19 protein-coding genes and 1 pseudogene are annotated in these 22,027 nt (G+C 71.0%); 12 read left to right on the forward strand and 8 right to left on the reverse strand.

What is annotated here, in order from left to right; all coding sequences use genetic code 11:
- Positions 1–136: 136 nt before the first annotated feature.
- Both recA and Asi02nite_RS26560 read left to right on the forward strand, forming a co-directional pair.
- A complete protein-coding gene (recA, locus tag Asi02nite_RS26555) occupies positions 137–1,183 on the forward strand; it encodes a recombinase RecA (protein WP_203708417.1) in 1,047 nt (348 codons plus the stop codon).
- A gap of 674 nt (positions 1,184–1,857) precedes the next feature.
- Positions 1,858–2,436: pseudogene (locus Asi02nite_RS26560) on the forward strand (regulatory protein RecX); the annotation flags it as partial.
- A gap of 1,074 nt (positions 2,437–3,510) precedes the next feature.
- Here the strand turns inward: Asi02nite_RS26560 and Asi02nite_RS26565 are convergent.
- A complete protein-coding gene (locus Asi02nite_RS26565; RefSeq protein WP_203716635.1) occupies positions 3,511–3,972 on the reverse strand; it encodes a GNAT family N-acetyltransferase in 462 nt (153 codons plus the stop codon).
- A complete protein-coding gene (locus tag Asi02nite_RS26570; protein WP_239127118.1) occupies positions 3,969–4,571 on the reverse strand; it encodes a TetR/AcrR family transcriptional regulator in 603 nt (200 codons plus the stop codon). The genes Asi02nite_RS26565 and Asi02nite_RS26570 overlap by 4 nt, the downstream gene beginning before the upstream one ends.
- 115 nt (positions 4,572–4,686) lie before the next feature.
- On the opposite strand from Asi02nite_RS26570, the gene Asi02nite_RS26575 reads away from it, so the two are divergent.
- From Asi02nite_RS26575 to Asi02nite_RS26585, 3 genes are all read left to right on the forward strand, one after another.
- A complete protein-coding gene (locus Asi02nite_RS26575) occupies positions 4,687–4,920 on the forward strand; it encodes a hypothetical protein (RefSeq protein ID WP_203716637.1) in 234 nt (77 codons plus the stop codon).
- A gap of 525 nt (positions 4,921–5,445) precedes the next feature.
- Entirely contained in the window at positions 5,446–7,221 is a 1,776-nt protein-coding gene (gene rny, locus Asi02nite_RS26580; RefSeq protein WP_203716638.1) for a ribonuclease Y, read from the forward strand.
- A gap of 114 nt (positions 7,222–7,335) precedes the next feature.
- Positions 7,336–7,998, forward strand: coding sequence for a cysteine hydrolase family protein (locus Asi02nite_RS26585; protein WP_203716639.1), 663 nt, complete (start codon positions 7,336–7,338; stop codon positions 7,996–7,998).
- Between the two features lie 98 nt (positions 7,999–8,096).
- On the opposite strand, the gene Asi02nite_RS26590 is transcribed toward Asi02nite_RS26585, so the two are convergent.
- The 4 genes from Asi02nite_RS26590 to Asi02nite_RS26605 all read right to left on the reverse strand — a co-directional run bounded on the left by Asi02nite_RS26590 (position 8,097) and on the right by Asi02nite_RS26605 (position 11,438).
- A complete protein-coding gene (locus tag Asi02nite_RS26590) occupies positions 8,097–8,963 on the reverse strand; it encodes an amino acid ABC transporter permease (protein ID WP_203716640.1) in 867 nt (288 codons plus the stop codon).
- Positions 8,960–9,634 (reverse strand): amino acid ABC transporter permease, encoded by a 675-nt coding sequence (locus Asi02nite_RS26595; protein ID WP_203716641.1) that lies wholly within the window; start codon positions 9,632–9,634, stop codon positions 8,960–8,962. The genes Asi02nite_RS26590 and Asi02nite_RS26595 overlap by 4 nt, the downstream gene beginning before the upstream one ends.
- A 77-nt stretch (positions 9,635–9,711) precedes the next feature.
- Positions 9,712–10,599: a glutamate ABC transporter substrate-binding protein gene (locus tag Asi02nite_RS26600; RefSeq protein ID WP_203716642.1), complete on the reverse strand. Its 888-nt coding sequence runs from the start codon at positions 10,597–10,599 to the stop codon at positions 9,712–9,714.
- Between the two features lie 80 nt (positions 10,600–10,679).
- Positions 10,680–11,438, reverse strand: a complete 759-nt coding sequence (locus Asi02nite_RS26605) for an amino acid ABC transporter ATP-binding protein (protein ID WP_203716643.1) — start codon at positions 11,436–11,438, stop codon at positions 10,680–10,682.
- A gap of 121 nt (positions 11,439–11,559) precedes the next feature.
- On the opposite strand from Asi02nite_RS26605, the gene Asi02nite_RS26610 reads away from it, so the two are divergent.
- Positions 11,560–12,063, forward strand: a complete 504-nt coding sequence (locus tag Asi02nite_RS26610; RefSeq protein WP_203716644.1) for a hypothetical protein — start codon at positions 11,560–11,562, stop codon at positions 12,061–12,063.
- Positions 12,064–12,092: 29 nt separating this feature from the next.
- Positions 12,093–13,586: a tRNA (N6-isopentenyl adenosine(37)-C2)-methylthiotransferase MiaB gene (miaB, locus tag Asi02nite_RS26615; RefSeq protein ID WP_203716645.1), complete on the forward strand. Its 1,494-nt coding sequence runs from the start codon at positions 12,093–12,095 to the stop codon at positions 13,584–13,586.
- 54 nt (positions 13,587–13,640) lie between these two features.
- Here the strand turns inward: miaB and Asi02nite_RS26620 are convergent, their stop codons facing one another.
- Complete coding sequence (locus Asi02nite_RS26620; RefSeq protein ID WP_203716646.1) at positions 13,641–15,224, reverse strand: cellulase family glycosylhydrolase; 1,584 nt, start codon at positions 15,222–15,224, stop codon at positions 13,641–13,643.
- Positions 15,225–15,351: 127 nt separating this feature from the next.
- On the opposite strand from Asi02nite_RS26620, the gene Asi02nite_RS26625 reads away from it, so the two are divergent.
- The gene (locus Asi02nite_RS26625; RefSeq protein WP_203716647.1) at positions 15,352–16,212 is read left to right on the forward strand and encodes a DUF4262 domain-containing protein; all 861 of its coding nucleotides are present in this window, start codon (positions 15,352–15,354) and stop codon (positions 16,210–16,212) included.
- Positions 16,213–16,787: 575 nt separating this feature from the next.
- Positions 16,788–17,372 (forward strand): hypothetical protein, encoded by a 585-nt coding sequence (locus Asi02nite_RS26630; RefSeq protein ID WP_203716648.1) that lies wholly within the window; start codon positions 16,788–16,790, stop codon positions 17,370–17,372.
- A 240-nt stretch (positions 17,373–17,612) separates the two neighbouring features.
- Here Asi02nite_RS26630 and Asi02nite_RS26635 read toward each other — a convergent pair whose 3' ends face one another.
- Complete coding sequence (locus Asi02nite_RS26635) at positions 17,613–18,821, reverse strand: DUF349 domain-containing protein (protein ID WP_203716649.1); 1,209 nt, start codon at positions 18,819–18,821, stop codon at positions 17,613–17,615.
- A 230-nt stretch (positions 18,822–19,051) separates the two neighbouring features.
- On the opposite strand from Asi02nite_RS26635, the gene Asi02nite_RS26640 reads away from it, so the two are divergent.
- From Asi02nite_RS26640 to dapF, 3 genes are read left to right on the forward strand one after another with little or no spacing between them, the layout of a single operon-like run.
- On the forward strand, positions 19,052–19,732 hold the full coding sequence (locus Asi02nite_RS26640; protein ID WP_203716650.1) for a class III extradiol ring-cleavage dioxygenase family protein: 681 nt from the start codon (positions 19,052–19,054) through the stop codon (positions 19,730–19,732).
- Positions 19,729–20,646 (forward strand): tRNA (adenosine(37)-N6)-dimethylallyltransferase MiaA, encoded by a 918-nt coding sequence (gene miaA, locus Asi02nite_RS26645; RefSeq protein ID WP_203716651.1) that lies wholly within the window; start codon positions 19,729–19,731, stop codon positions 20,644–20,646. Before Asi02nite_RS26640 ends, miaA begins: the two co-directional genes overlap by 4 nt.
- Before the next feature lie 41 nt (positions 20,647–20,687).
- On the forward strand, positions 20,688–21,860 hold the full coding sequence (gene dapF, locus Asi02nite_RS42805) for a diaminopimelate epimerase (protein WP_373312331.1): 1,173 nt from the start codon (positions 20,688–20,690) through the stop codon (positions 21,858–21,860).
- Positions 21,861–22,027: the final 167 nt, after the last annotated feature.

A 22,027-nucleotide genomic window follows, 5' to 3' on the forward strand; every position in this document is an offset into this window, starting at 1 on the left:
CACCTGTTCGGCTAGAGTCCTCACCTGGCGGTTATCCACAGGCGCGGCACGGCGGCTGTTTTCTGTCATACCCAGCGCCTAGGTTGTCCGCGTGACGAAGAGTTCGAAAATGCCGGCGAAGGCAGGGGTGGCGGCGATGGCGACAGGGCCAGATCGGGACAAGGCGCTAGACCTTGCTCTCGCGCAGATCGACAAACAGTTCGGCAAGGGTTCGGTGATGCGGCTGGGAGAGCGGCCGGTCATCCAGACGGCGGTGATCCCGACCGGGTCCATCGCGCTCGACGTGGCGCTCGGCGTCGGCGGCCTGCCGCGCGGGCGGGTCATCGAGGTCTACGGTCCGGAGTCCTCCGGCAAGACGACGGTGGCGCTGCACGCCGTGGCCAACGCCCAGCGGGCGGGTGGCATCGCGGCCTTCATCGACGCGGAGCACGCGCTCGATCCCGACTACGCCAGGGCGCTCGGTGTCGACACCGACGCGCTGCTGGTCTCCCAGCCCGACACCGGTGAGCAGGCGCTCGAGATCGCCGACATGCTGATCCGCTCCGGCGCGCTCGACATCATCGTCATCGACTCGGTGGCGGCCCTCGTGCCGCGCGCCGAGATCGAGGGCGAGATGGGCGACAGCCACGTGGGTCTGCAGGCCCGCCTGATGAGCCAGGCGCTCCGCAAGATCACCGGTATCCTCAACAACTCGGGCACGACCGCGATCTTCATCAACCAGCTCCGCGAGAAGATCGGCGTGATGTTCGGCAGCCCGGAGACCACGACCGGTGGCCGGGCGCTGAAGTTCTACGCCTCGGTCCGCCTCGACGTGCGCCGCATCGAAAGCCTCAAGGACGGCACCGACGTGGTCGGCAACCGCACCCGCGTCAAGGTCGTCAAGAACAAGGTCGCGGCGCCGTTCAAGCAGGCCGAGTTCGACATCATGTACGGCAAGGGCATCTCCCGCGAGGGCTCCCTGATCGACGTGGGCGTCGAACAGAACATCATCCGCAAGTCGGGCGCCTGGTACACCTACGACGGCGACCAGCTCGGCCAGGGCAAGGAAAAGGCCCGCGAGTTCCTCAAGGAAAACCCCGACGTAGCCGCCGAGATCGAAAAGAAGATCCTCGAAAAGCTCGGCGTAGGCCAGGGCGCCGGCGACGCGGCCGGCGGCCTCGAGTTGCCGCCGGTCGACTTCTAACGAGCTGACCGGCCATGGCCGGTCGACGCAGGGGTGCCCGTTCCGGCCGAGGCTGGGACGCGGCACCACCACGTCCACGCACCCGCCGCCCCCATCCGGCGCCGGACGGCGAGACCCAGACGGACCCGGCGGCCGAGTTCGCCTGGCCGGAGGGGGCGGAGCCCCTCGACGACCCGTGGGGCGGCCGAGCGGCGGTCCTGGACCACGAGGGGCCGTCACCGTCCGCGGACGCTGACGCTCCGGCCACCCGGCGCGGCGGTCGCAGCCGCCCAGCCGGCGACGGCTCGGATGCCGGTGCGGGCGGTGGTTGGTCTGCGCGGGGTGGTCGCGGTGCGGGTCGGCAGGGCGGCGATGCCGCCGGTGACGGCTCGGGCAGTGGTTGGTCTGGGCGGGCTGATCGCGGTGTGGGCGGGTTTGGCGACGGCGACGCGGCTGGCGACAGCTCCGACGCTGGTGCGAGCGGCAGGTGGTCCGCCCGCGGTCGCGCCGGTGGTGGCGGTGCGGGTCGGTTCGGCGGCGATGCCGCCGGTGACGGCTCTGACGCTGGTGCGGGTGGTGGCCGCGGTGGCTGGTCCGGGCGAGGTGGTCGAGTCGGTGGCGGTCGCGGTCGTGGGCGGTCCGGCGGGTTCGGCTCGTCGGGACGCGCGGCGTCCGGGAGCGGCACGGGTGCTCCCGCGTCGCCGGCCGACGAGGCCGAGATGGCCCGGGAGATCTGCCTCCGGCAACTCGCGGTGCGGCCACGCACCCGCGCGGAACTGGCGCGCGCACTGGCCCGCCGGGGCATCTCGGAGGAGACGGCGGCCGCGGTACTCGACCGCTACGACGAGGTCGGCATCATCGACGACGCGGCGTTCTCCCGGGCGTGGGTGAGCAGCCGCCACGCGGGCCGCGGGCTGGCCCGCCGGGCGCTGGCCAACGAGCTACGCAAACACGGCGTCGACTCCGAGACGGCCGGCGCGGCCCTCGAACAACTCGACGACTCGACCGAGGCCGACACCGCCCGCGCACTGGTGGACCGCAAGCTCCGCACGGTCCGCGGCGACCCGGAACAGGTGTTCCGGCGACTGGTCGGCATGCTGGCCCGCAAGGGCTACGCCCCGGGCGTCGCGATCCGCGCGGTCAAGGACGCCCTGGCGGCGCAGAGCGCCGAAGCAGCCGAGTTCGCCGACAACGTCGACGTCGACGCCCTGGCCGAGGCCCAGTCCTCGATGGACACGGACGCCGACCTCACCCGCCCGACGGACGCGGACTAGCAATCGAACGATCTTCCCCGGCCGTCGCCCGCGACGCTGGCGCGACGGCGCCGCGAGCCGCGGCCACGAAACTGCGGTCACCGCGCCCGCGCCCGCAGCCGAACGAGCGTCGGTGGCGCATTCGCGCGGAGGGCGTAGCAGGGGGAGCCCGCGCTGCGGCCGCCGCGCGGGCAAAACGACGGTTGGTGCCGGCATCGGCGCCGTAGTTGGTGGCGTCACCGGGGAGCATGCGCCGGGGCCGCGGGCGCGGCAGAACAACGGTCGGTGCCGGCACTCGCGCCGGCGGCGTCGCGAGGGGGCGCGCGCCGCGGCGGCCGCGCCAGGGCCAAACGGGCACCGGTGCCGGCATTCGCACCGGCGGCATCGCCGGGGGAGCGACGTGCGGCGGTGGACGCGCCCGGGCCGGACGAGGGTTGGTGCGGGCGTTCGTTGCCTGGCGGGTGGCGTCATGAGGGAGTAGGTGCGGCGGTCGCCGCGCCTGCGCCGGACGAGGGCTGGCGCGAGCGTTCGTTGCCCGGCGGGTGGCGTCGTGGAGAGAGCAGGTGCGGCGGTGGCCGCGCCTGGGCCGGACGAGGGCTGGTGCGGGCGTTCGTTGCCTGGCCGGTGGCGTCGCGGGGGAACATGCGCCGCCGGCAGCCGTGCCCCGGTTAGGCGAGGGCTGGGTGCCGGTGTTCGCGTCGTGGCCGGTGGCGTTGCGGAGGGGCATGGCCGCGGCGCCCGCGCCCGCGCTAACGAGAGCCGGCGTCCGCGCTATGGCCGGCGGCGTCACCGTAGGAGCACGCGCCGTGGCCGAGGCCGAACAGCGGTCGCATCGGCATCCGCGCCGTGGCCGGTGGCAGCGGTGCTGGCGCGCCCTCACCTCGGGAAGCGCGCTGGGACCGATGACCGCGCGTACCCGCATCCGAGCCGCTGCGACGGCATCGCTGCTGACCACGGCTCCTCGCAGGGACCAGCGACCCACCCGCATCGACGTCCGCGGCATCGCTGCTGGCCCGCGCACCACGGCACCCGCGCGGCAACGACCACTCGCACCGACATCCGAGCGTGAGCCAGCAGCCCTACCGCCGCCCCGGCCTACTCCGGCAGCCAGCGCAGCCACTCCGGATCGTGGGCGAACCCGGTGCGTTCGTAGAACGGCACCGCCTCCGGACTCGAGTGGACCGTCACGTGCTCCAACCCCAGCGCCCTGGCCTCCGCCAGCACCGAATCCATCAACGACCGACCCACCCCAGCCCCGCGCAGATCGGGGACCACGTACACCGACTGCACGTCGCCGCTGCGGCGGGTGCGGCGTTTGGGCGTCGGGACCCGGTCCGCGATCATCAGCCAGGCCATGCCGACGAGCTCGTCGGCGTCGCCGAGCGCGACGAACGGTAGGTGGGTCGCGCTGTTTCTGACCAGCCACTCACTGAACAGACCGACGAACTCCGCCCGGTCCGTGCCCCCGTACCCGCGTTCCTCCGTCAACCGCCGCCAGCGTAGGCCCGCCAGCGCCGGGCCGTCCGCCGTCGTGCCGCGTCGGATCGTCACCGTCATGCCGAAACCTCCAAGATGGCCTCGACCCCGCGCGCGAACAGGTCGTCGTCACTCCACGCGTCGTCGAGATGGCCCGAGGCGACGAGCGTCGGATACAGGTCGGGCGCCGAAGAGACATAGTCCCGGGCCGCCGCGCGCGACGACGACGAGCCGTCCGACGAACGCTGCCACGTCGACTCCGTCAGCGCCGCCCCGATCACGAAGTTGGCCAGCAGCCGGGTCACCACCGCCAGACGGACGCCCGAGAAACCGCCCCGGACCAGCGCCGACTGCAGGAACTCGGTGCGTGCCAGTACGTTCGGCCCGAGCAGTGGCCGACCCACCAGGCCGGGCGCCCACGGATGTCGGAGCATCACCGCGCGCCACCGGCTCGTCAAGGCCAGCACGTCAGCCCGCCACTCGCCGGCCCGCGGCACCTCCACCTCGCCGAAGACCGCGTCCAGCGCCAGGTCGAGCACGTCGTCCCTGGTCGCCACGTGCCAGTAGAGAGCGGTCGCCGTCACCGCGAGCCGGGACGCCAACCGGCGCATCGTCAAGCCGTCGACCCCACCCTCGTCGAGCACCGACACGGCGGCGTCGACGATCCGTGGCCTGGTCAACGGCAAAGGCCGGGGATCACGGTGCGATTCGGGACGGAGCCAGACCGTCGCGTTCATGGCCACACCCTATTACAGTGTGCAACCAACTTAACGTCGTTAAGGACGGGCCGAAGACATGCCGACGATCCGCATCCAGCTCGACACCGACCGCGCCACCGCCAAGAAGGCGATGCGGCTCCACCGGGACGGCAAGATCCACCACGAGTCCCGCGAGGCCGCCCGCGACGCGGTCCACCGTCAGGGCCGGATCCCGGCCGCGGAGCCCGTCTTCGTCGGCGTCACCAACGGCGAGCCGAAGAAGCTGCTCTACGACGTCGAGGTCCATCTGGACACCGAGGGCCACCGGTGACTGTGGACAGCGGCTGTGGCACCATCGGGTATCCACGGTGTGCGACCGCGCGATTACCGACACGCCACGTGGATGTTGTTGGCAACTTCAGTTCCAGTTCGAAGCGTGTTGAGCAGGGGGTGAGCGCATAGGTGCCCTATGTCCCTCGCCCAGCCGGATCATGAGTCCTTGACCGAACGGCCCCTCGCGACCTAGCCTCGCGTTACAGATTGGATTGCCCGACCATCGCAGGCTAAGCGCACAACATAGATCGCGTAACAAGACGGCATCACTTTGGCTGGATACCCGGCCACATACCCCGTTATCGGACAGGCCGGTTCGGTGACGAGGTGATAGCAGTTTCGGCCAACCGGCGGCGCAGAGGCGCACCTCCGGTCGGCTCATCACGGCCACAGCCGCCTCGGTCGGGCGTCCGTACAGCCGCGCGCGAGTGCGGGAGGGTCACCCCCTCCCTCGTGCCGGACCGGTGAGGGGAGGCGTCATGACCGGGCGACACCGGCGATGCCGCTGCGGAGGCGGCAAAGCATGAGCGCGCTCGACGTCATACTCCTCTCGGCCGTCATCCTCCTCGCCGGCGCGGTGTTGGTCGGCCTCGTGCTCGGTGCCCGCGCCCTCCGGCGCCTGAGCGGTCCCGCCACCAGAACGGACGTCGAGGACCCGCAGCTCACCGCCGAACGCGAGCGCCACGAACAGTCGCTGGCGTCGCTGCGTACCAAGGCCGAAGAAGTGTCCTCCACCGTGGACACCGCGAAGACCGCGGCCGCCGCCGCCCGCACGGAGGCCGCCGCCGCGAAGGCGGAGGCGTCCGCGGCGCGCGCCGAGGCCCGCCGCGTCCTCGACACCGCCCGCGCCGAGGCCGACACCGTCCTCGAACGCGCGCACAAGCAGGCCGAGCAGGACGCCGAGCAACTTCGCGCCGCCGCCCGCCGCAGCGGCGAACGCGAGGCCGCGATGCTCGCCACCACGACCAAGGAACACGCGGCCGACGTCGAGCGGCGCGCCGCCCGGATGGACGACCGCGAGCGCCAGCACAGCGAAGAGGTCGAGCGCCTCACCGAACGTGAGCGCCGCCTCGCCACCGCCGCTGCCGAGCTGGCCGAGCGCGAGAAGGCGTTGCAGGCCCGCGAGGTCGAGCTCGCCGAAGCCGACGAGCTGCGCCGCCGGGAGTTGGAGCGGATCGCCGGGCTCACCGCCGACACCGCCCGCACCGAGCTGGTCGAGTCGATCGAGGTGCAGGCCAAGCGCGAGGCCGCGATCCTCGTCCGCGACATCGAGGCCGACGCCCGCGCGACCGGCGAGCAGCGCGCCCGGCACATTGTCGTCGAGGCGATCCAGCGGGTGGCCAGCGAGCAGACCGCGGAGAGCGTGGTCAGCGTCCTGCACCTGCCGGGCGACGAGATGAAGGGCCGGATCATCGGCCGCGAGGGCCGCAACATCCGCGCGTTCGAGTCGGTCACCGGCGTCAACCTGATCATCGACGACACGCCCGAGGCCGTACTCCTGTCGTGTTTCGACCCTGTCCGTCGCGAGATCGGCCGGCTCACGCTGGAGAAGCTGGTCCTCGACGGCCGGATCCACCCGCACCGCATCGAAGAGGTCTTCGAGAGCGCGAAGCAGGAGGTCGAACGACTCTGCCAGCGGGCGGCCGAGGACGCGCTGGTCGAGGTCGGCATCACCGAGATCCACCCGGAGCTGGTGACGTTGCTGGGCCGGCTGCGCTACCGCACGAGCTACGGGCAGAACGTGCTCAAGCACCTGGTCGAGACCGCGCACATCGCCGGCATCATGGCCGCCGAGCTGCGCCTGGACGCGCCGCTGATCAAGCGCGGCGCGTTCCTGCACGACATCGGCAAGGCGCTCACGCACGAGGTCGAGGGCAGCCACGCGCTGATCGGCGCCGACCTGGCCCGGAAGTACGGCGAGGCCGAAGAGGTCGTGCACGCGATCGAGGCGCACCACAACGAGGTGCAGCCGCAGACGATCGAGGCGGTGCTGACCCAGGCGTCGGACGCGTGCTCGGGCGGCCGGCCGGGCGCGCGCCGCGAGAGCCTCGAGGCCTACGTCAAGCGGCTCGAGCGCATCGAGGAGATCGCCGGCGGCAAGACCGGCGTCGAGAAGGTCTTCGCGATGCAGGCCGGCCGCGAGATTCGCGTCATGGTCAAGCCGGACGACGTCGACGACATCGGCGCCGCCGTCCTCGCCCGCGACGTCGCCAAGCAGATCGAAGAGGAACTCACCTACCCCGGCCAGATCAGGGTCACGGTCGTCCGGGAATCGCGAGTCACGGAGATCGCGCGCTAAAGAGAAAGATGTGGTCCCGGGCTCGTCGGGGGCGCGACCGTCGCTCCCGCCGGACACCGCTCCGCTTCGCTCCGCTGCCACGTCCGCGAGCCTCACCCTCGAAGAGAAAAGACCATGGAGCGCAAGGTCCACGCCTGGCGGATCGAGGAGCGGGAGATCCGGCGGCACGAGGCGCGGCGGGGCCGCAGGCACGCCTACGCCAGCCTCGACGCGACCCGCACCGCGCTGATCGTCGTCGACATGGTGCCGTTCTTCGTCGACGACAACCCGTACACGTTCGGGATCGTCCCCAACATCTCCCGGCTCGCCACCGCTGTGCGTACGGCCGGTGGCACGGTCGCCTGGGTGCTGCCCGGCTACACCGAGCCGTCGCCGATCCGCCAGGAGTTCTACGGCGCCGCGACCGCCGCGATGTTCGCCCGCAGCGGCGGCGACGGCCCGCCCCGGCAGCGCCTGTGGCGAGAGTTCGAGCCCGACGACGCGGACCTGTTCGTCGAGAAGACCGCGGCCAGCGCCTTCTTCCCCGGCCACTCACCATTGCCGGCCCTGCTCGAGCGACGCGGCGTCGACACCGTGCTCATCACGGGCACCGTGACCAACGTCTGCTGCGAGTCGTCGGCCCGTGACGCCAGCACCCTCGGCTACCGCGTCGTCATGGTCGCGGACGGCACGTCGGCCCGCCGCGACGAGGACCACAACGCCACGCTCTACACGATCTACCGCACGTTCGGCGACGTCCGCCCCACGGACGAGATCATCGCCCTGCTCGCCGCCTGACGATCAGCGGCCGGCGTCCTAGAACAGCACCAAAACCGACGACAACGGGCTCCGCCCGGCGGGAAGGCCCGGCGAAGCCCGTCGTACGCGCGGGATGTCTAGACGTTGCCGCCCCCACCCATCGCCGCGCCCTGGTCGACGGGCACGGGCTTGATGCCGCTCCGCCGCGTGCGGCGGTCGAGGTAGTTGGCCAGCCCGGTCAGCGCGAAGTTGACCACGATGTAGAGCACCGCGGCCACGATCGCGGCCTGGATCACGTTGAAGAAGTTCGCGGCGACCACGTTGACGCCGAGCTGCAGCAGCTCCGAGTACGACACGATGTAGCCGAGCGCCGTGTCCTTCAGCAGCACGACGAGCTGGCTGACGATCACCGGCAGCATCGCCCGGGCCGCCTGCGGCACCAGGATGTGCCGCATCACCGCGCTCTTGCGCATGCCGACCGCGTACGCCGCCTCGCTCTGACCCGTCGGCACCGCCCGGATGCCGGCGCGGAACGCCTCCGCCAGCACCGACCCGTTGTAGAGGGTCAAACCGATGACCACCGACCAGAACGGCGGCACGGGCGAGTCGATCAGGAACGGCACGCCGAACGAGATGAAGAAGATCATCAGGAGCAGCGGTACGGCACGGAAGAACTCGACCACCACGCCCGCCGGCACGCTGATCCAGCGGTGTTCCGACAGCCGCCCGATCGAGAAGATCAGGCCGAACGCGAGCGCGAGGACCATCGCCGTCGCGGCCGCCTTCAGCGTGCCCTCGATGCCCGGAAGGATGAAGTTCTTCCAGACGTCGCCCTGCAGGAACGGCTCCCACAGGACCTTGGTGAACTGGCCCTTCTCGTCGAACTGGCGGTAGATCCAGTAGAGCAGCGCCAGGATCAGCGCGCCGAAGACGACGGTCAGGATCGCGTTGCGGACCTTCGCCCGGGGCCCGGGGTGGTCGTAGAGGACCGTTTCGCCGTTCACCGCTTCACCGCCAGTCGGTTGGCCAGCCACCCGAAGAAGTAGCCGACGGGAATGAGCACGGCCGCGAACGTGCCGGCGAAGACGAGGAAGATCAGGATCACCTGGTCACCGTTGTCGTTAATCAGCTGCTTCATGACGTTGCTCGCCTCGAGCAGGCCGATCGTGCCGACGATGGTGGTGTTCTTGCAGAGCGCGATCAGCACGCTCCCCAGCGGCGCGATGACCGCGCGGCCGGCCTGGGGGAGCACCACGATCCGCAGCGTCTGGCTGAACGTGAGCCCGATGGCCCGCGCCGCCTCGGCCTGGCCCGCCGGCACCGTGTTGATGCCCGAGCGCAGCGCCTCGCAGACGAACGCGGCCGTGTAGACGGAGAGTCCGACGACGCCGAGCCAGAAGTTGTTGAGGATCAGGTCGTCGCTCAACGTGATGGACAGCGTGGCGTACAGACCGAAGTAGCAGAAAAAGATGATCAGGGTCAGCGGGGTGTTCCGGAAGATGTTGACCCACGCCGCGCCGAACCAGCGCAGGACCGGCACGGGCGACACCCGCATCCCGGCCAGCAGCACGCCCAGGACCAGGGCCAGCAGCGCCGACGCTCCGGTCAACTTGAGGATCCACAGGAAACCCGACACGTACGCGTCGAAGTTGGTGGGATCGCTGAAAACGGGCACGCCCCGCTCCTCCCTTCGGGTGGCCTACCGCGCGCGGGGCCGGCGGCGTGTCCGCCGCCGGCCCCGCGCGTCGTGCGTCAGGCGCAGTTGGTGAACTTGCTGGTGTCGAGCTCCGGAGCCGGGGTCCCGCTCTTGCCGAGCGTCTTGTCCCAGGCGGCCTTGTAGCTACCGTCGGTCGCGGCGGCCTTCAGGATTTCGTTGATCTTGTCGCAGCTCGCCTTGTCGTCCTTGGCGAGGCCGATGCCGTAGGGCTCCTCGGAGAACGGCTTGCCCACGACCTTGAACTTGCCGGCGAACTGCGGCTGGGAGGCGTAGCCGGCGAGGATGATGTCGTCGGTGGTCACCGCGTCGACCTGCTTGCCGGCCAGCGCCGTGATGCACTTCGAGTAGGCGTCGAAGAGCTGCAGCTGCGCGCCCTGGTACTTCTCATCGATGCGCTTGGCCGGGGTCGAGCCCGTCACGGAGCAGACCTTCTTGCCGGCGAGCTGCTCCGGCGCGGTGATCGTGGAGTCGGTCGGCACGAGCAGATCCTGGCCGGCCATGAAGTACGGTCCGGCGAAGTTGACCTTCGTCTTGCGCTCTTCGTTGATCGTGTAGGTCGCGATCACCAGGTCGACGGTGCCCTGCTGGATGTAGGGCTCGCGATTGGCCGACACCGTGGTCACGTACTGGATGCCGGACTCCTGCATGCCGAGACCCTTGGCGATGATCTTCGCCATCTCGATGTCGAAGCCCTCGTAGGAGGTGCCGGTCTGCAGGCCGAGACCCGGCTGGTCGGCCTTGACGCCGACCTTCAGGGTGCCGGACGCGGCCTTGGCGATCACGCCGGTCGCGTTCGAGTCGCCGCTGCCGGTGCCCGTGCCGCTCCCGGTCCCGGTGCCGCTGCCACCGTCGTCACCACAGGCCGCCATCGTCAGTGCGAGCACTGCCGCCGCGGCGGTGGCCGCAACGCGCGTCATCCGCATGTACTTCTCCTTCTCGTGGAGGAGACCCGGCGCCGTGCCGCCGGATCCCTTGGTGTGCCAGGAAACGTGAAGAACGGGGGTCAGTGAGTAAGGATCTTGGAAAGGAAGTCCTTGGCCCGGTCACTGCGCGGGTTGGCGAAGAACTCGCCCGGCTCGGCCTGCTCGACGAGCTGACCGTCCGCCATGAACACCACGCGGTTCGCGGCATGCCGCGCGAAACCCATCTCGTGGGTGACCACGACCATCGTCATGCCGTCCCGGGCGAGTGACGTCATGACGTCGAGCACCTCGCCCACCATCTCGGGGTCGAGCGCGCTGGTCGGCTCGTCGAAGAGCATGGCCTTGGGCTGCATCGCCAGCGCGCGCGCGATCGCCGCGCGCTGCTGCTGGCCACCCGAGAGCTGCGCCGGGTATTTCCCCGCCTGGTTGGCGATGCCCACCCGTTCGAGGAGGGTCATGCCGCGCTTGCGCGCCTCTTCCGGTTTGTCCTTGCGCACCTTGATCGGACCCAGCGTGACGTTCTCGAGGATCGTCTTGTGGGCGAACAGGTTGAACGACTGGAACACCATGCCCACGTCACTGCGCAGGCGGGCGAGCGCGCGGCCCTCGGCCGGCAGCGCCTTGCCGTCGAACGTGATCTGCCCGGAGCTGATGGTCTCCAGCCGGTTGATCGCTCGACAGAGAGTCGACTTGCCCGAACCTGACGGTCCGATCACGACGACAACCTCGCCACGACCGACCGACAAGTCGACGTCGCGCAGCACGTGCAGGTCGCCGAAGAACTTGTTGACCTTGTCGAGCACGATCAGCGGCTCCTGCGACGCGTCACCCGCGACCATCGACACCTCCCTCTTGGATGGAGCCACTCTAAGGGTGACGATGTGTCAGGACAGGCTGTGAACGGTCACGGAGCGGTAACGCGGGCTCCGCACACGCCCGCAGGCAGGCACGATCGTTGGTATGGCGATCCCTCCGGTCTCCTTCGGGCAGGGCTCCGCGATCTGGAACTGGCACGCGGACGTGCCCCTGGCACCTTCCGTCATCATGCGCGCACTCACCGTCGTCACGGGGTGCGCGGTCGTTCCGATGGGTGACGACGACCCGCCGGTCGACGCGGTGCTCTGCGACGTGTGGCGGGGCGACGGCGAGTTCCCGGTGGCGATCGACTGCTACGGGCCACCGTCCGAGGTCACCGAGCCGGCCGCCGCGGCCGAGGTCGCGTCGCTGCTGCGCTGCCGCATCCTGCTCGCCGACGACACCCTGATCCCGGACCGGCACGTGCTGGCCACCGCGGACGGCACCCTGCGACCCGTACACGTGGATGTCTCGGAAACCGACGACGGCGCCGCGCTGTCCAACCCGCGGCCGTGCACCGGCCACGACCCGTGGTGCAGCAGGTGGCGGGTGCCCTGCCAGCAGTCGTGGTGGACCCCGGACAGGGTGGTCCCGGGGCTGGCCGCCTGAGCATCACCGGCGGCTACCCTGTAGGGGTCATGACTACAGCGGCCCAGGCCAGCCCCCGCACCTACCAGGTGCGCACATACGGCTGCCAGATGAACGTGCACGACTCCGAGCGGATCTCCGGGCTGCTCGAGGCGGCCGGCTATGTCCGGGCCGAGGCGGAAGACGCCGACGTGGTGGTCTTCAACACCTGTGCCGTCCGGGAAAATGCCGACAACCGGCTCTACGGCAACCTCGGCCACCTGCGGCCGGCCAAGACGCGGCGGCCCGACATGCAGATCGCCGTCGGCGGCTGCCTCGCCCAGAAGGACCGCGGCGAGATCGTCAAGAAGGCGCCCTGGGTCGACGTCGTGTTCGGCACGCACAACATCGGCTCGCTGCCGACGCTGCTGGAGCGGGCCCGGCACAACGCCGACGCCGAGGTCGAGATCCTCGAGTCGCTCGAGGTCTTCCCGTCGACGCTGCCGACCCGCCGCGAGTCCTCGTACGCCGGTTGGGTCTCGATCTCCGTCGGCTGCAACAACACCTGCACCTTCTGCATCGTGCCGTCGCTGCGCGGCAAGGAGAAGGACCGCCGGCCGGGCGAGATCCTGGCCGAGGTCGAGGCGCTGGTCGCCGAGGGTGTGCTCGAGGTGACGCTGCTGGGACAGAACGTCAACTCGTACGGCGTGGAGTTCGGTGACCGCCTCGCGTTCGGCAAGCTCCTCCGCGCGACGGGTGCCATCGAGGGCCTCGAGCGGGTCCGTTTCACCAGCCCGCACCCCAAGGACTTCACCGACGACGTGATCGCCGCGATGGCCGAGACGCCCAACGTCTGCCACTCGCTGCACATGCCGCTGCAGTCCGGTTCCGACGCGGTGCTGAAGGCGATGCGCCGTTCCTACCGGCAGGAGCGCTACCTCGGGATCATCGAGAAGGTACGCGCGGCGATGCCCGACGCGGCCATCACGACCGACATCATCGTGGGCTTCCCGGGCGAGACCGAGGACGACTTCGAGCGCACCCTCGACGTGGTGCGCGCGGCCCGGTTCTCCAGCGCTTTTACTTTCCAGTACTCGCCGCGCCCCGGCACACCCGCCGCGACGATGGCCGACCAGGTGCCGAAGGCGGTCGTGCAGGACCGCTACGAACGGCTGATGGCGGTCGTCGAAGAGACCACCTGGTCGGAGAACAGGGCCCTGGTCGGCGCGACGGTCGAGGTGCTGGTCGCGGTCGGCGAGGGCCGCAAGGACGAGCGGACGGGCCGGATGTCGGGCCGGGCCCGCGACGGGCGCCTGGTGCACTTCGCGACGGGCGACCTGGCGGGCATCCGACCGGGCGACATCGTGGAGACGGTGGTCACCTACGCGGCGCCCCACCACCTCAACGCCGACGGCGCGCCGCTCTCGCACCGCCGCACCCGCGCGGGCGACGCCTTCGAAGCGGGCCGCACGGCCCGCACACCGGGCGTCAACCTGGGCATGCCCACCCTCGGCAAGCCACCGATCCAACTGGCCCCGGCGGCTTCCGCCTGCTCCGTGCAGTAGCTCCGGGGCGGCGGCGGGCCGTGGGTTACCCGCCGCCGCCGGTTCGGGGGTTGCTCAGCAGGCCGTGCCGTTGAGCGCGGTCGCGGCCGGTGTGGCCGCGGTGCCGTTCGCCGTGAAGCCGATCGTCACCGACGCGTCCGGGGCGAGGGCCGGTGACCAGGTCGGTGCCGCCGCGGTGATCGTCGTGCCGGACTGGGTGACGGTGGCGTTCCAACCGCTGCCGAGCGTGACGCCGGCCGGCCACGTCCAGGTCACCCGCCACGGGTTCGCCGGCGCGGTGCCCTGGTTGGTCACCGTCACCTCGCCCTGGAAGCCGCCCTGCCAGGCGTTGGTCTGGCGGTAGGTGGCGTCGCAGTCACCCTGCGCCGGCGTCGTAGGCCCGCCGGTCGGACCGCCGGTCGGGCCGCCCGCGCCCACCGGAGCGATCAGATACGGGCTGATGATCGACTGTTTAGCCTGGTTGATCGTGGTCCAGTCGTCGTTGGCGATGCCGCCCGTGTCGCCCGAGTTGGGGTTCCACGACCAGTAGGTGAACGACATCCCGTTGACGCCACTGCCCAGATAGGACATCAGGTTCGTCAGCCAGACCCGGTCCTTCGGGTCGGCCAGCGTCGTGCCGAACTCGCCGAGCATGATCGGCGCGCGGTTCTGCTTGAACAGGTATCCCCAGTACTTGTCCCAGATCGCCGGCATGTTGGCCGGGTAGTCCGGCGCGTCGAACCAGTCCTGGTGGTAGACCGAGATCGCGTAGTCGTGCGGCGAGTAGACCAGCCGGTCGGCCACCGACAGCCGCACCGGGAACTCGCCGGCCCTGCTCAGGTTGCCGCCCCACCAGCCACAGTCCTCGTCGTTGCTGGTATCGCCGTCCCACACATTGGACAGTCCGCCGCTCGGGCAGCTCACGCCCTCGACGAAGATGAGCCAGTTCGGTTGTACGCCGAGAATCGCGTTGCCGGCCCGCTCGGCGGCCAGACGCCAGTCCCGCGCGGTGTCGCCGCAGCCCCAGCACGCGCCGGTCGCGGCCGGGTTCGTGCCCTCGGCGTGCGGCTCGTTGTGCAGGTCGGCGCCGATCACGGTGGTGTTGCCGGCGTAGCGCTGGGCCAGCATGCGCCAGTCGCTGATCCAGGTGCTCTCCGGCACGGCGGCCGTGTACCAGAGCGCCGTCTGCCCCGCGCTGGTCGGCCGGTGCCGGTCGAGGATCACCCGCATGCCTTTGCCGCCGGCGTACGCGATGACCTTGTCCAGGATCTGCAGTGGAGAGTTGCCGACCAGGTCGGGGTTGACGAAGTCGTTGATGCCGGTGGCGATCGCGCCGGGCTTCAGCGCGTCGTTGGAGAACGGGATGCGCAGCGTGTTGTAACCGAGGTTGGCCATGGTGTCGATCTGGTTGCGCCACGGGTTGCTCGACCACAGGCCGTGGAAGGTCCTGTTGTCGGTCTCCATGCCGAACCAGTTGATCCCGGTGAGCCGCACGGTCGCGCCGGTGCTGTCGACGATCTTGTTGCCGCTCGTGTGCAGGTAACCGGTGCCGGTGCCGGCGGCTCGGGCCGGCGCGCTCGACAGCGTGACGCCGCCGAGGACGGCCGCGGCCGTGATCAGAACCGCGACGAAGGCGGCGCGGACAGGATTGCGTTGCATGTGCCAGGGCTCCCATTCACGGGGTACGGAGGTCCGCGCGATGCGCGCCGCGCGGTGCGTGCCCTGGCTCCGCGTCCATTCTGATCGCGGTCGATGCCGTGGGTCAAGGTGCCGATAGGATCCGGGCGTGCAAGATCAGGGCTGTTTCTGCGTGATCTGCGCCGGCGTGCGCCGGAGTCGGGACGCCGACACGATCGCCGCGGTCTCGAAGCACGGCTGGTGCGTGCTGCGGGTGCCGGGCACGGTCGAGTTCGCCTACACGATCGGCCTCTGGCACTCGTACCAGATGCCCGAGATGGTGATGTTCGGCCTGGCCGGCGACCACATGCAACACTGGCTGAACGCGGCCGTCGACCGCCTGCGCGAGATCGGCTGGCCGGCTGCGTCGGTGCCGTTCACCGGTGTGATCGAGGGCCACGAGACGATGCTGCGCCCGGTCGACGAGTCGTGGCGGGACGCGCTGTTCGGCACGGCCAACCGGTTCTACCGCGGCTGGTCGGTCCCGGTCTGGCAGCTGGTCTGGCCGGACGCGGCGGGCCGCTGGCCCTGGAACGACGAGGCGACGGTGAGCAGCCGCACCCGGCAGGCGTTCGGGTGGCTGCCGGTATCCGCGCACCCGCGGGGCAGCTGGCAGCTCGTCGGCACCTACGCAGGCTCTTTCCCCTTGCCCGCGGAGCCGGACAGCTGGTCGCTGACGACCCGCGCGCTGCTGGCCGGCGAGACCACGCCGACGCTGGTGGCGTTCGACGAGGGCGCGTTCGACGTGCTCGACGCCCGCGGGTACGAGGCTGACGACCTGTGCCTCGGCTACCTGGGCCACGCGGTGGAACGGCACCCGTCGTTGAGCGCGCTGGCGGACCTACCGGCGGGCGAGGTGGCGACGCTGACAGCGGACGGCGCCTGGCAACGGGCTCCGCTGTCGACACCGCAACGCACGGCGAGCACGGCAGCCTGGCAACACGGCCAACCGACACGGGTCACGGACTGATGCACCGCCGGTCCCGTTTCGCCAGGGCCGCACGCCTCCTGTCGGCGCTGAGCGACACGGACCTGACAGCCTTGATCGACAACGGAACCCCAGGCCCCATCGGCGTAGGCGGCGCCTCCTCGGTCTTCTCGATAGCCGGCATACGTGTCTTCGCGAAGCGCATCCCCCTCACGAACCGAGAGCTGAACCGTCCACACTCGACGGCAAACCTGTTCGACCTCCCGATCCACTGCCAGTACGGGGTCGGCGGCCCAAGCTTCAACGCCTGGCGAGAACTGGCCGCCAACCAGCTCATCACCACGGCCCTGACCGCCCCCGAAGCCCGCGCAACGCCACGCCTCTCCACAAGCACCACAAGGTCCGCCGGAGATCTCGCTCGCAGCGCCCCCGCGATCTCACCCGCAACGGACGCCGCGGAAGCGCCTGCGGCTCCGTTCGATGCCGCCGTCGGCTCGTCGCCGGCCGGCCTTAGGGATGACGCGGCCGGGTTTCCCCTGCTCTATCACTGGCGCGTCCTACCTGGCCGACCACCAACCGCCGACGAGCACGCGGACGTCGACGCCGTCGTGGCGTTGATGGGTGGGTCGCCCGCCGTCCGCGACCGCCTCGCCGCCCTGGCCGACGCGTCGTCGAGCCTCGTGCTGTTTCTCGAGCACGTGCCCTACCGCCTGCACGACTCGCTGAGCGACGACCCGCTGGACCGCGCGGAGACAGTGGAGCGGCAACTGTCCGCAATGGTGGGTCTCCTGCGTGACCTCCACCTCCTTCACCTGGACCCGCACATGGGCAACCTGCTCGCCGACGGCGAGCGGATCTATCTGGCCGACTTCGGTCTGGCGACATCCGCCCGCTTCGACCTGTCCGCGGCCGAGCGCAGGTTCGCGGAGCGCAATGCCACCCACGACGCCGGCTACGCCTCGATGACGTTGACCGACTGGCTGGTCACCAACGTCTGCGGCGTGCCGACCCCGGCACACGGCGGCCCGGTGGCCCGCAACGCCTACGTCACCAGGTGCGCCGGTGGCGACATCCCCGCGGACGTGCCACAACCGGTCGCCGGGATCCTCGCCCGCCACGCGCCGACGGCCGCCCGGATGAACGCGTTCTACTGGCGGCTGTTCGGCGGCGAGGTGACGGCCGAGTATCCCGGCGCTTCATAGCTCTTCGGGCGCGGGCCAGCGCAGGCCTGGCCGCGGGTCGAGACAGACAAGCCCGTGCTCAGCCGCGGCGCCTTCCCATACCGCCAGGTCGTCACTCATGCACGGAGTGTGTCAGGCACCACCGACAGTTTTGGGCGATCTTGGCACCGCGAGCCTGGCAGGGCCGGGCCCGCCAGGGACCGGCCCGTTCTCCGGCGGGAGCAACGGTCCGGACCACCGCGGACCCGGGCAAAACCGAATTTAATTGGCCTGCTCGGCCAGATTCAGGAACTGCCGCTTCTGGTTCAGCGCGTTCTCGGCCTCGCGGATCCGCTTGGCGTCGCCCGCGTGCCGGGCCCGCTCGAGGCGCTGCTCGGCCTCCGCCACCTGCTCGCGCATCTGCGCCAGCAGCGGGTTGGCCGACGGCTCGGTGCGGCGCCAGGCCGAGTCCATCGCGACCCGGACCTTCTCCTCGACCGCACGCATCCGGCGGTCGAGACCACCGGCGACGTCGCGCGGCACCCGGCCCGCGTCGTGCCACTGGCCCTGGATCTCGCGGAGCCTGGCCTGCGCGGCGCGCGGGTCGGAGTCGACGTCGATGGCCTCGGCCTCGACGACCAGCGCCTGCTTGCGGTCGAGGTTGCCGCGCTGCTCGGCGTCGCGGGCCGAGAACACCGTGCTGCGGTTGGTGAAGAAGGCGTCCTGCGCGGCGCGGAACCTCTCCCAGAGGCGCTGCTCGGCCTCCTTCGAGGCGCGCGGCGCGGCCTTCCACTCGGTCATCAGGTCCTTGAGCCGCGCGGCGGTCGGGCCCCAGTCGGTCGACCCCTGCAGCGACTCGGCCTCGGTGACCAGCGCTTCCTTGGCGGTCTGGGCCTGCTTGCGCTGGCCGTCCAGGGTCGCGAAGTGCGCGCCGCGCCGGCGGGTGAAACCGTCACGGGCGGCCGCGAACCGCTTCCACAGCTCGCCGTCGGACTTCTTGTCGACCCCGCGGATGGTCTTCCACTCGTCGAGGATCTCCTTGAGCCGGTCGCCGGCCGACTTCCAGCCGGTGGACTCGGCCGCGATCTTCTCGGCCTCCTCGACGAGCTGGGTCTTGCGGGCCAGCGCCTCGGCGCGCGCGGTCTCCCGGGCGGCCCGCGCCTCGCCGGCCTTGGCCTCGGCGGCCTCGGCGAGCTTGTCGAGCCGGGCGATGAGCCCGTCGATGTCGCCGACCACGTGTGCCTCGGGCAGAGACGCACGGATGCGCCGGATGGTGCTGAGCGAGTGGGACGCGTCGGCGGCCCCGGAGCCCATCCTGGCCTGTACGAGGTCGACCTCGGTCACCACGTCGGCGAACCGCCGGGCGAAATGGGCCAGGCCCTCCTCGGGCGAGCCGGCCTGCCAGGAGCCGACGATCCGTTCCCCCTCGGCCGTCTTGACGTAAACCGTGCCCTCCGCGTCCACGCGTCCGAAGGCCGTCCAGTCGCTCATGTGCCCATCCTCGTTCGTCCGACTCCGCCGGGAATGCACCCTTCGGTGGTCGCCATAGCGCAGAATTGTTACCGCTGCATTGTCACAGGTCCCACCCCGTCCAAGTCGAGCGCCTATTGGCGACCGTGACCATACGGAGACCGGGGCGGGAATCACGTGGGTACGGCTTGCCGTGCCGATACCGTTATGCGGTGACCCTCGTAGCTGTTGCGGTCTGCCCTCATCCGCCCATGATCGTCCCGGAGGTGGCCGGGGGAGCCGCCGCCGAGCTCGACGACCTCCGCGCGGCCTGCGCCGGTGCGGTGACGGCGCTGGGCCGGTCCGGTGCGCGGCAGATCGTGGTGTTCGGGGCGGATTCGGCCATGACGTCCTATGACCCGCCGCAGCGGGGTTCCTTGCGCCCGTGGGGTGTCGACCTCGACGTGTCGCTCGGTCCACACGATCCACTGGAGAGCCGCGAGTTGCCGTTGAGCCTGGCGATCGGCGCGTGGCTGTTGCGGCAACACCCGCCACACCAGCCCGTCGTGATCAACATGCAGGGCATCGCGTCGTCCGCCTCGGCCGCGGAATGCCGCGACTTCGGCGAATGCTGCGCCCCCGACGGTCCGTGGGCGCTGCTCGTCATGGGTGACGGGTCAGCGTCGCGCGGGGTCAAGTCGCCGGGGTACGACGACGCGCGCGCCGAACCGTACGACAACGCCCTGGCTTCGGCGCTGGCCACCGTGGACCTGGACGTCCTGCACGGCCTCGACCCGGTGGTCTCGACGGAGCTGGGCGTGGCCGGCCGACCGGCGTTCCAGGCGGCGGCCGGCGCGGTCGCCGCGGCGGGCGGCACGTGGCGGGGCGACCTGTCCTACCACGCGGCGCCGTACGGCGTGGGCTATTTCGTCGCCAGCTGGGTGCCCGCGTGACCGTGATCGCCGTGGTCGGCCCGACCGCCGCCGGCAAGTCCGCCCTCAGCCTGGCCCTCGCCGAGTCGCTCGGCGGGGAGGTGGTCAACGCCGACTCGATGCAGCTTTATCAAGGCCTCGACATCGGTACGGCCAAGCTCACGCCCGCGGAACGGCGGGGTGTGCCCCATCACGTGCTGGACATCTGGCCGGTGACGGAGCCGGCCAGCGTCGCCGAATACCAGCGCCTCGCCCGGGCGGCGATCGACGACATCCTGGCCCGGGGCAAGGTGCCGCTGCTGGTCGGCGGCTCGGGCCTCTATGTGCGGGCGGTGCTGGAAGAGTTCGACTTCCCGGGTACGGACGCCGCGTTGCGCGCGTCGCTCGAGGCGGAGCTCGCGTCTGTCGGGCCGCTGGCCCTGCACGAGCGGCTGACGGCGGCGGACCCGGTGGCCGCGTCGCGAATCCTGCCGACGAACGGCCGGCGGATCGTCCGCGCCCTGGAGGTGATCACCCTCACGGGCGCGCCGTTCGCGGCGGCCCTACCCAGCGATCCGGTGCCGTTTTATCCCTCTGTGCAGATTGGGGTCGATGTCGAGACCCCGACGCTGGACGCCCGGATCGCCGCGCGCGTCGACGCGATGTGGTCCGCGGGCCTGGTCGCGGAGACCCGCGCGCTGGTGTCGCAGGGCCTGCGCGAGGGCCGCACGGCGAGCCGGGCGCTCGGATACCAGCAGGTCCTGGCGTTCCTCGCGGAAGAATGTAGTGAGCAGGACGCGTTGGACGAGACGGTCCGCGCGACCCGGCGCTTCGTCCGGCGGCAGCGCACCTGGTTCCGCCGCGACCCCCGGATCACCTGGCTCGACGGCACGGACCCGGCGCTGGCCGATCTGGCACTGCGGGCGGTCCACGCGCACCGGGCGGGTGCGCCATGATGGGCGGCGTATCTGACGGGGGGCTAGGGATGGGGGGCACAGTGCGGTACTTCAAGGGGCACGGCACAGGCAACGACTTCGTGATCCTGCCGGATCCCGACGGGGTCCTGGCGCTCACACCGTCGCTCGTCGCGGCACTCTGCGACCGCCGCTTCGGCATCGGCGCCGACGGCGTCCTGCGCGTGGTCCGCTCGGCCAAGCACGCGGACGCCGCGGACATGGCCGGCGACGCCGAATGGTTCATGGACTACTGGAACGCCGACGGCTCCATCGCCGAGATGTGCGGCAACGGCGTACGCGTTTACGCCCGCTTCCTGGCCGCCCAGGGCTACGCGCCGGACCCGACGTTCCCGATCGCGACCCGCTCAGGCGTGGTCCAGGCGTCGGTAACCCCGGACGCCGTCTCGGTAACCTTGCCGGCCCCCGTCGTCGGCGGCGGCTCGACGGCCACGCTGGGCGGCCTGACCTTCACGGGCACGTCGGTCGACGTCGGCAACCCCCACCTGGTCTGCGCCCTGCCATCGGGCCTGAGCCTCGGCGACCTGGACCTGACGACGTCGCCGACCTACGACGCGGCGGCATTCCCCACGGGCGTCAACGTGGAGTTCGTGGTCCCGGGCGCAAGCGAGGCAGCCACCTTCGGCCACATCGCGGTAGACCGCCGCCCCGGCCCGGACAGGGGCCACATCGCAGTGGACGCACCTCCGGCGGACCGCCGGGAACAGGGCCACATCGCGGTGGACGCGCCGCCGGCGGACCGGCGGGACCAGGGTCATATCGCGGTGGACGCGCCCCCGGCGGACGTGCGCGAGCAGGGTCATATCGCGGTGGACGCGCCCCCGGCGGACCGGCGGGAGCAGGGCCACATCGCCGTGGACTCACCACCCCCGGCACAACCGGACCGCGGCCACATCGCGGTGGACCGCCGCGGCGGGGAGTTCGGCCACATCGCGGTGGACAAGCGCCCGACCCCGGTAGGCGTCGACGCCCACGTCGCGATGCGAGTCTTCGAACGCGGCTCAGGCGAAACCCTCTCCTGCGGCTCAGGCGCGATCGCGGTAGCCGCGGTAGCCCTGAAAGAAACGGGAAGGCCAACGGGCGTGGTGGCGGTAGACCTACCCGGCGGCCGCCTGACGATCACCCTGGACGCCCACTCCACCACACTCACAGGCCCGGCGGTCCTGATAGCCACAGGCGAAACCCTGAACTCATAACAAACAGGCGCGCTGCCGACGCGAGGCTGCCCAGCGGCACGCGGCGGCACCGCGCGACGCGCGGCACGACGACTGCGGGGCGGTGACGTCCGGGCGGCGAGCGCGGGGCGGTGACGTCCGGGCGGCGAGCGCGGGGCGGTGACGTCCGGGCGGCGAGCGCGGGGCGG

Source organism: Asanoa siamensis (assembly GCF_016862555.1).
GTDB lineage: Bacteria > Actinomycetota > Actinomycetes > Mycobacteriales > Micromonosporaceae > Asanoa > Asanoa siamensis.

Bases quoted from the DNA above. Each gene is read 5' to 3' on its own strand.
- recA (WP_203708417.1), top strand. From the start codon at position 137: ATGGCGACAGGGCCAGATCGGGACAAGGCGCTAGACCTTGCTCTCGCG.
- Asi02nite_RS26565 (WP_203716635.1), bottom strand. From the start codon at position 3,972: ATGACGGTGACGATCCGACGCGGCACGACGGCGGACGGCCCGGCGCTG.
- Asi02nite_RS26575 (WP_203716637.1), top strand. From the start codon at position 4,687: ATGCCGACGATCCGCATCCAGCTCGACACCGACCGCGCCACCGCCAAG.
- rny (WP_203716638.1), top strand. From the start codon at position 5,446: ATGAGCGCGCTCGACGTCATACTCCTCTCGGCCGTCATCCTCCTCGCC.
- Asi02nite_RS26585 (WP_203716639.1), top strand. From the start codon at position 7,336: ATGGAGCGCAAGGTCCACGCCTGGCGGATCGAGGAGCGGGAGATCCGG.
- Asi02nite_RS26600 (WP_203716642.1), bottom strand. From the start codon at position 10,599: ATGCGGATGACGCGCGTTGCGGCCACCGCCGCGGCGGCAGTGCTCGCA.
- Asi02nite_RS26605 (WP_203716643.1), bottom strand. From the start codon at position 11,438: ATGGTCGCGGGTGACGCGTCGCAGGAGCCGCTGATCGTGCTCGACAAG.
- Asi02nite_RS26610 (WP_203716644.1), top strand. From the start codon at position 11,560: ATGGCGATCCCTCCGGTCTCCTTCGGGCAGGGCTCCGCGATCTGGAAC.
- miaB (WP_203716645.1), top strand. From the start codon at position 12,093: ATGACTACAGCGGCCCAGGCCAGCCCCCGCACCTACCAGGTGCGCACA.
- Asi02nite_RS26620 (WP_203716646.1), bottom strand. From the start codon at position 15,224: ATGCAACGCAATCCTGTCCGCGCCGCCTTCGTCGCGGTTCTGATCACG.
- Asi02nite_RS26630 (WP_203716648.1), top strand. From the start codon at position 16,788: ATGGGTGGGTCGCCCGCCGTCCGCGACCGCCTCGCCGCCCTGGCCGAC.
- Asi02nite_RS26635 (WP_203716649.1), bottom strand. From the start codon at position 18,821: ATGAGCGACTGGACGGCCTTCGGACGCGTGGACGCGGAGGGCACGGTT.
- Asi02nite_RS26640 (WP_203716650.1), top strand. From the start codon at position 19,052: ATGATCGTCCCGGAGGTGGCCGGGGGAGCCGCCGCCGAGCTCGACGAC.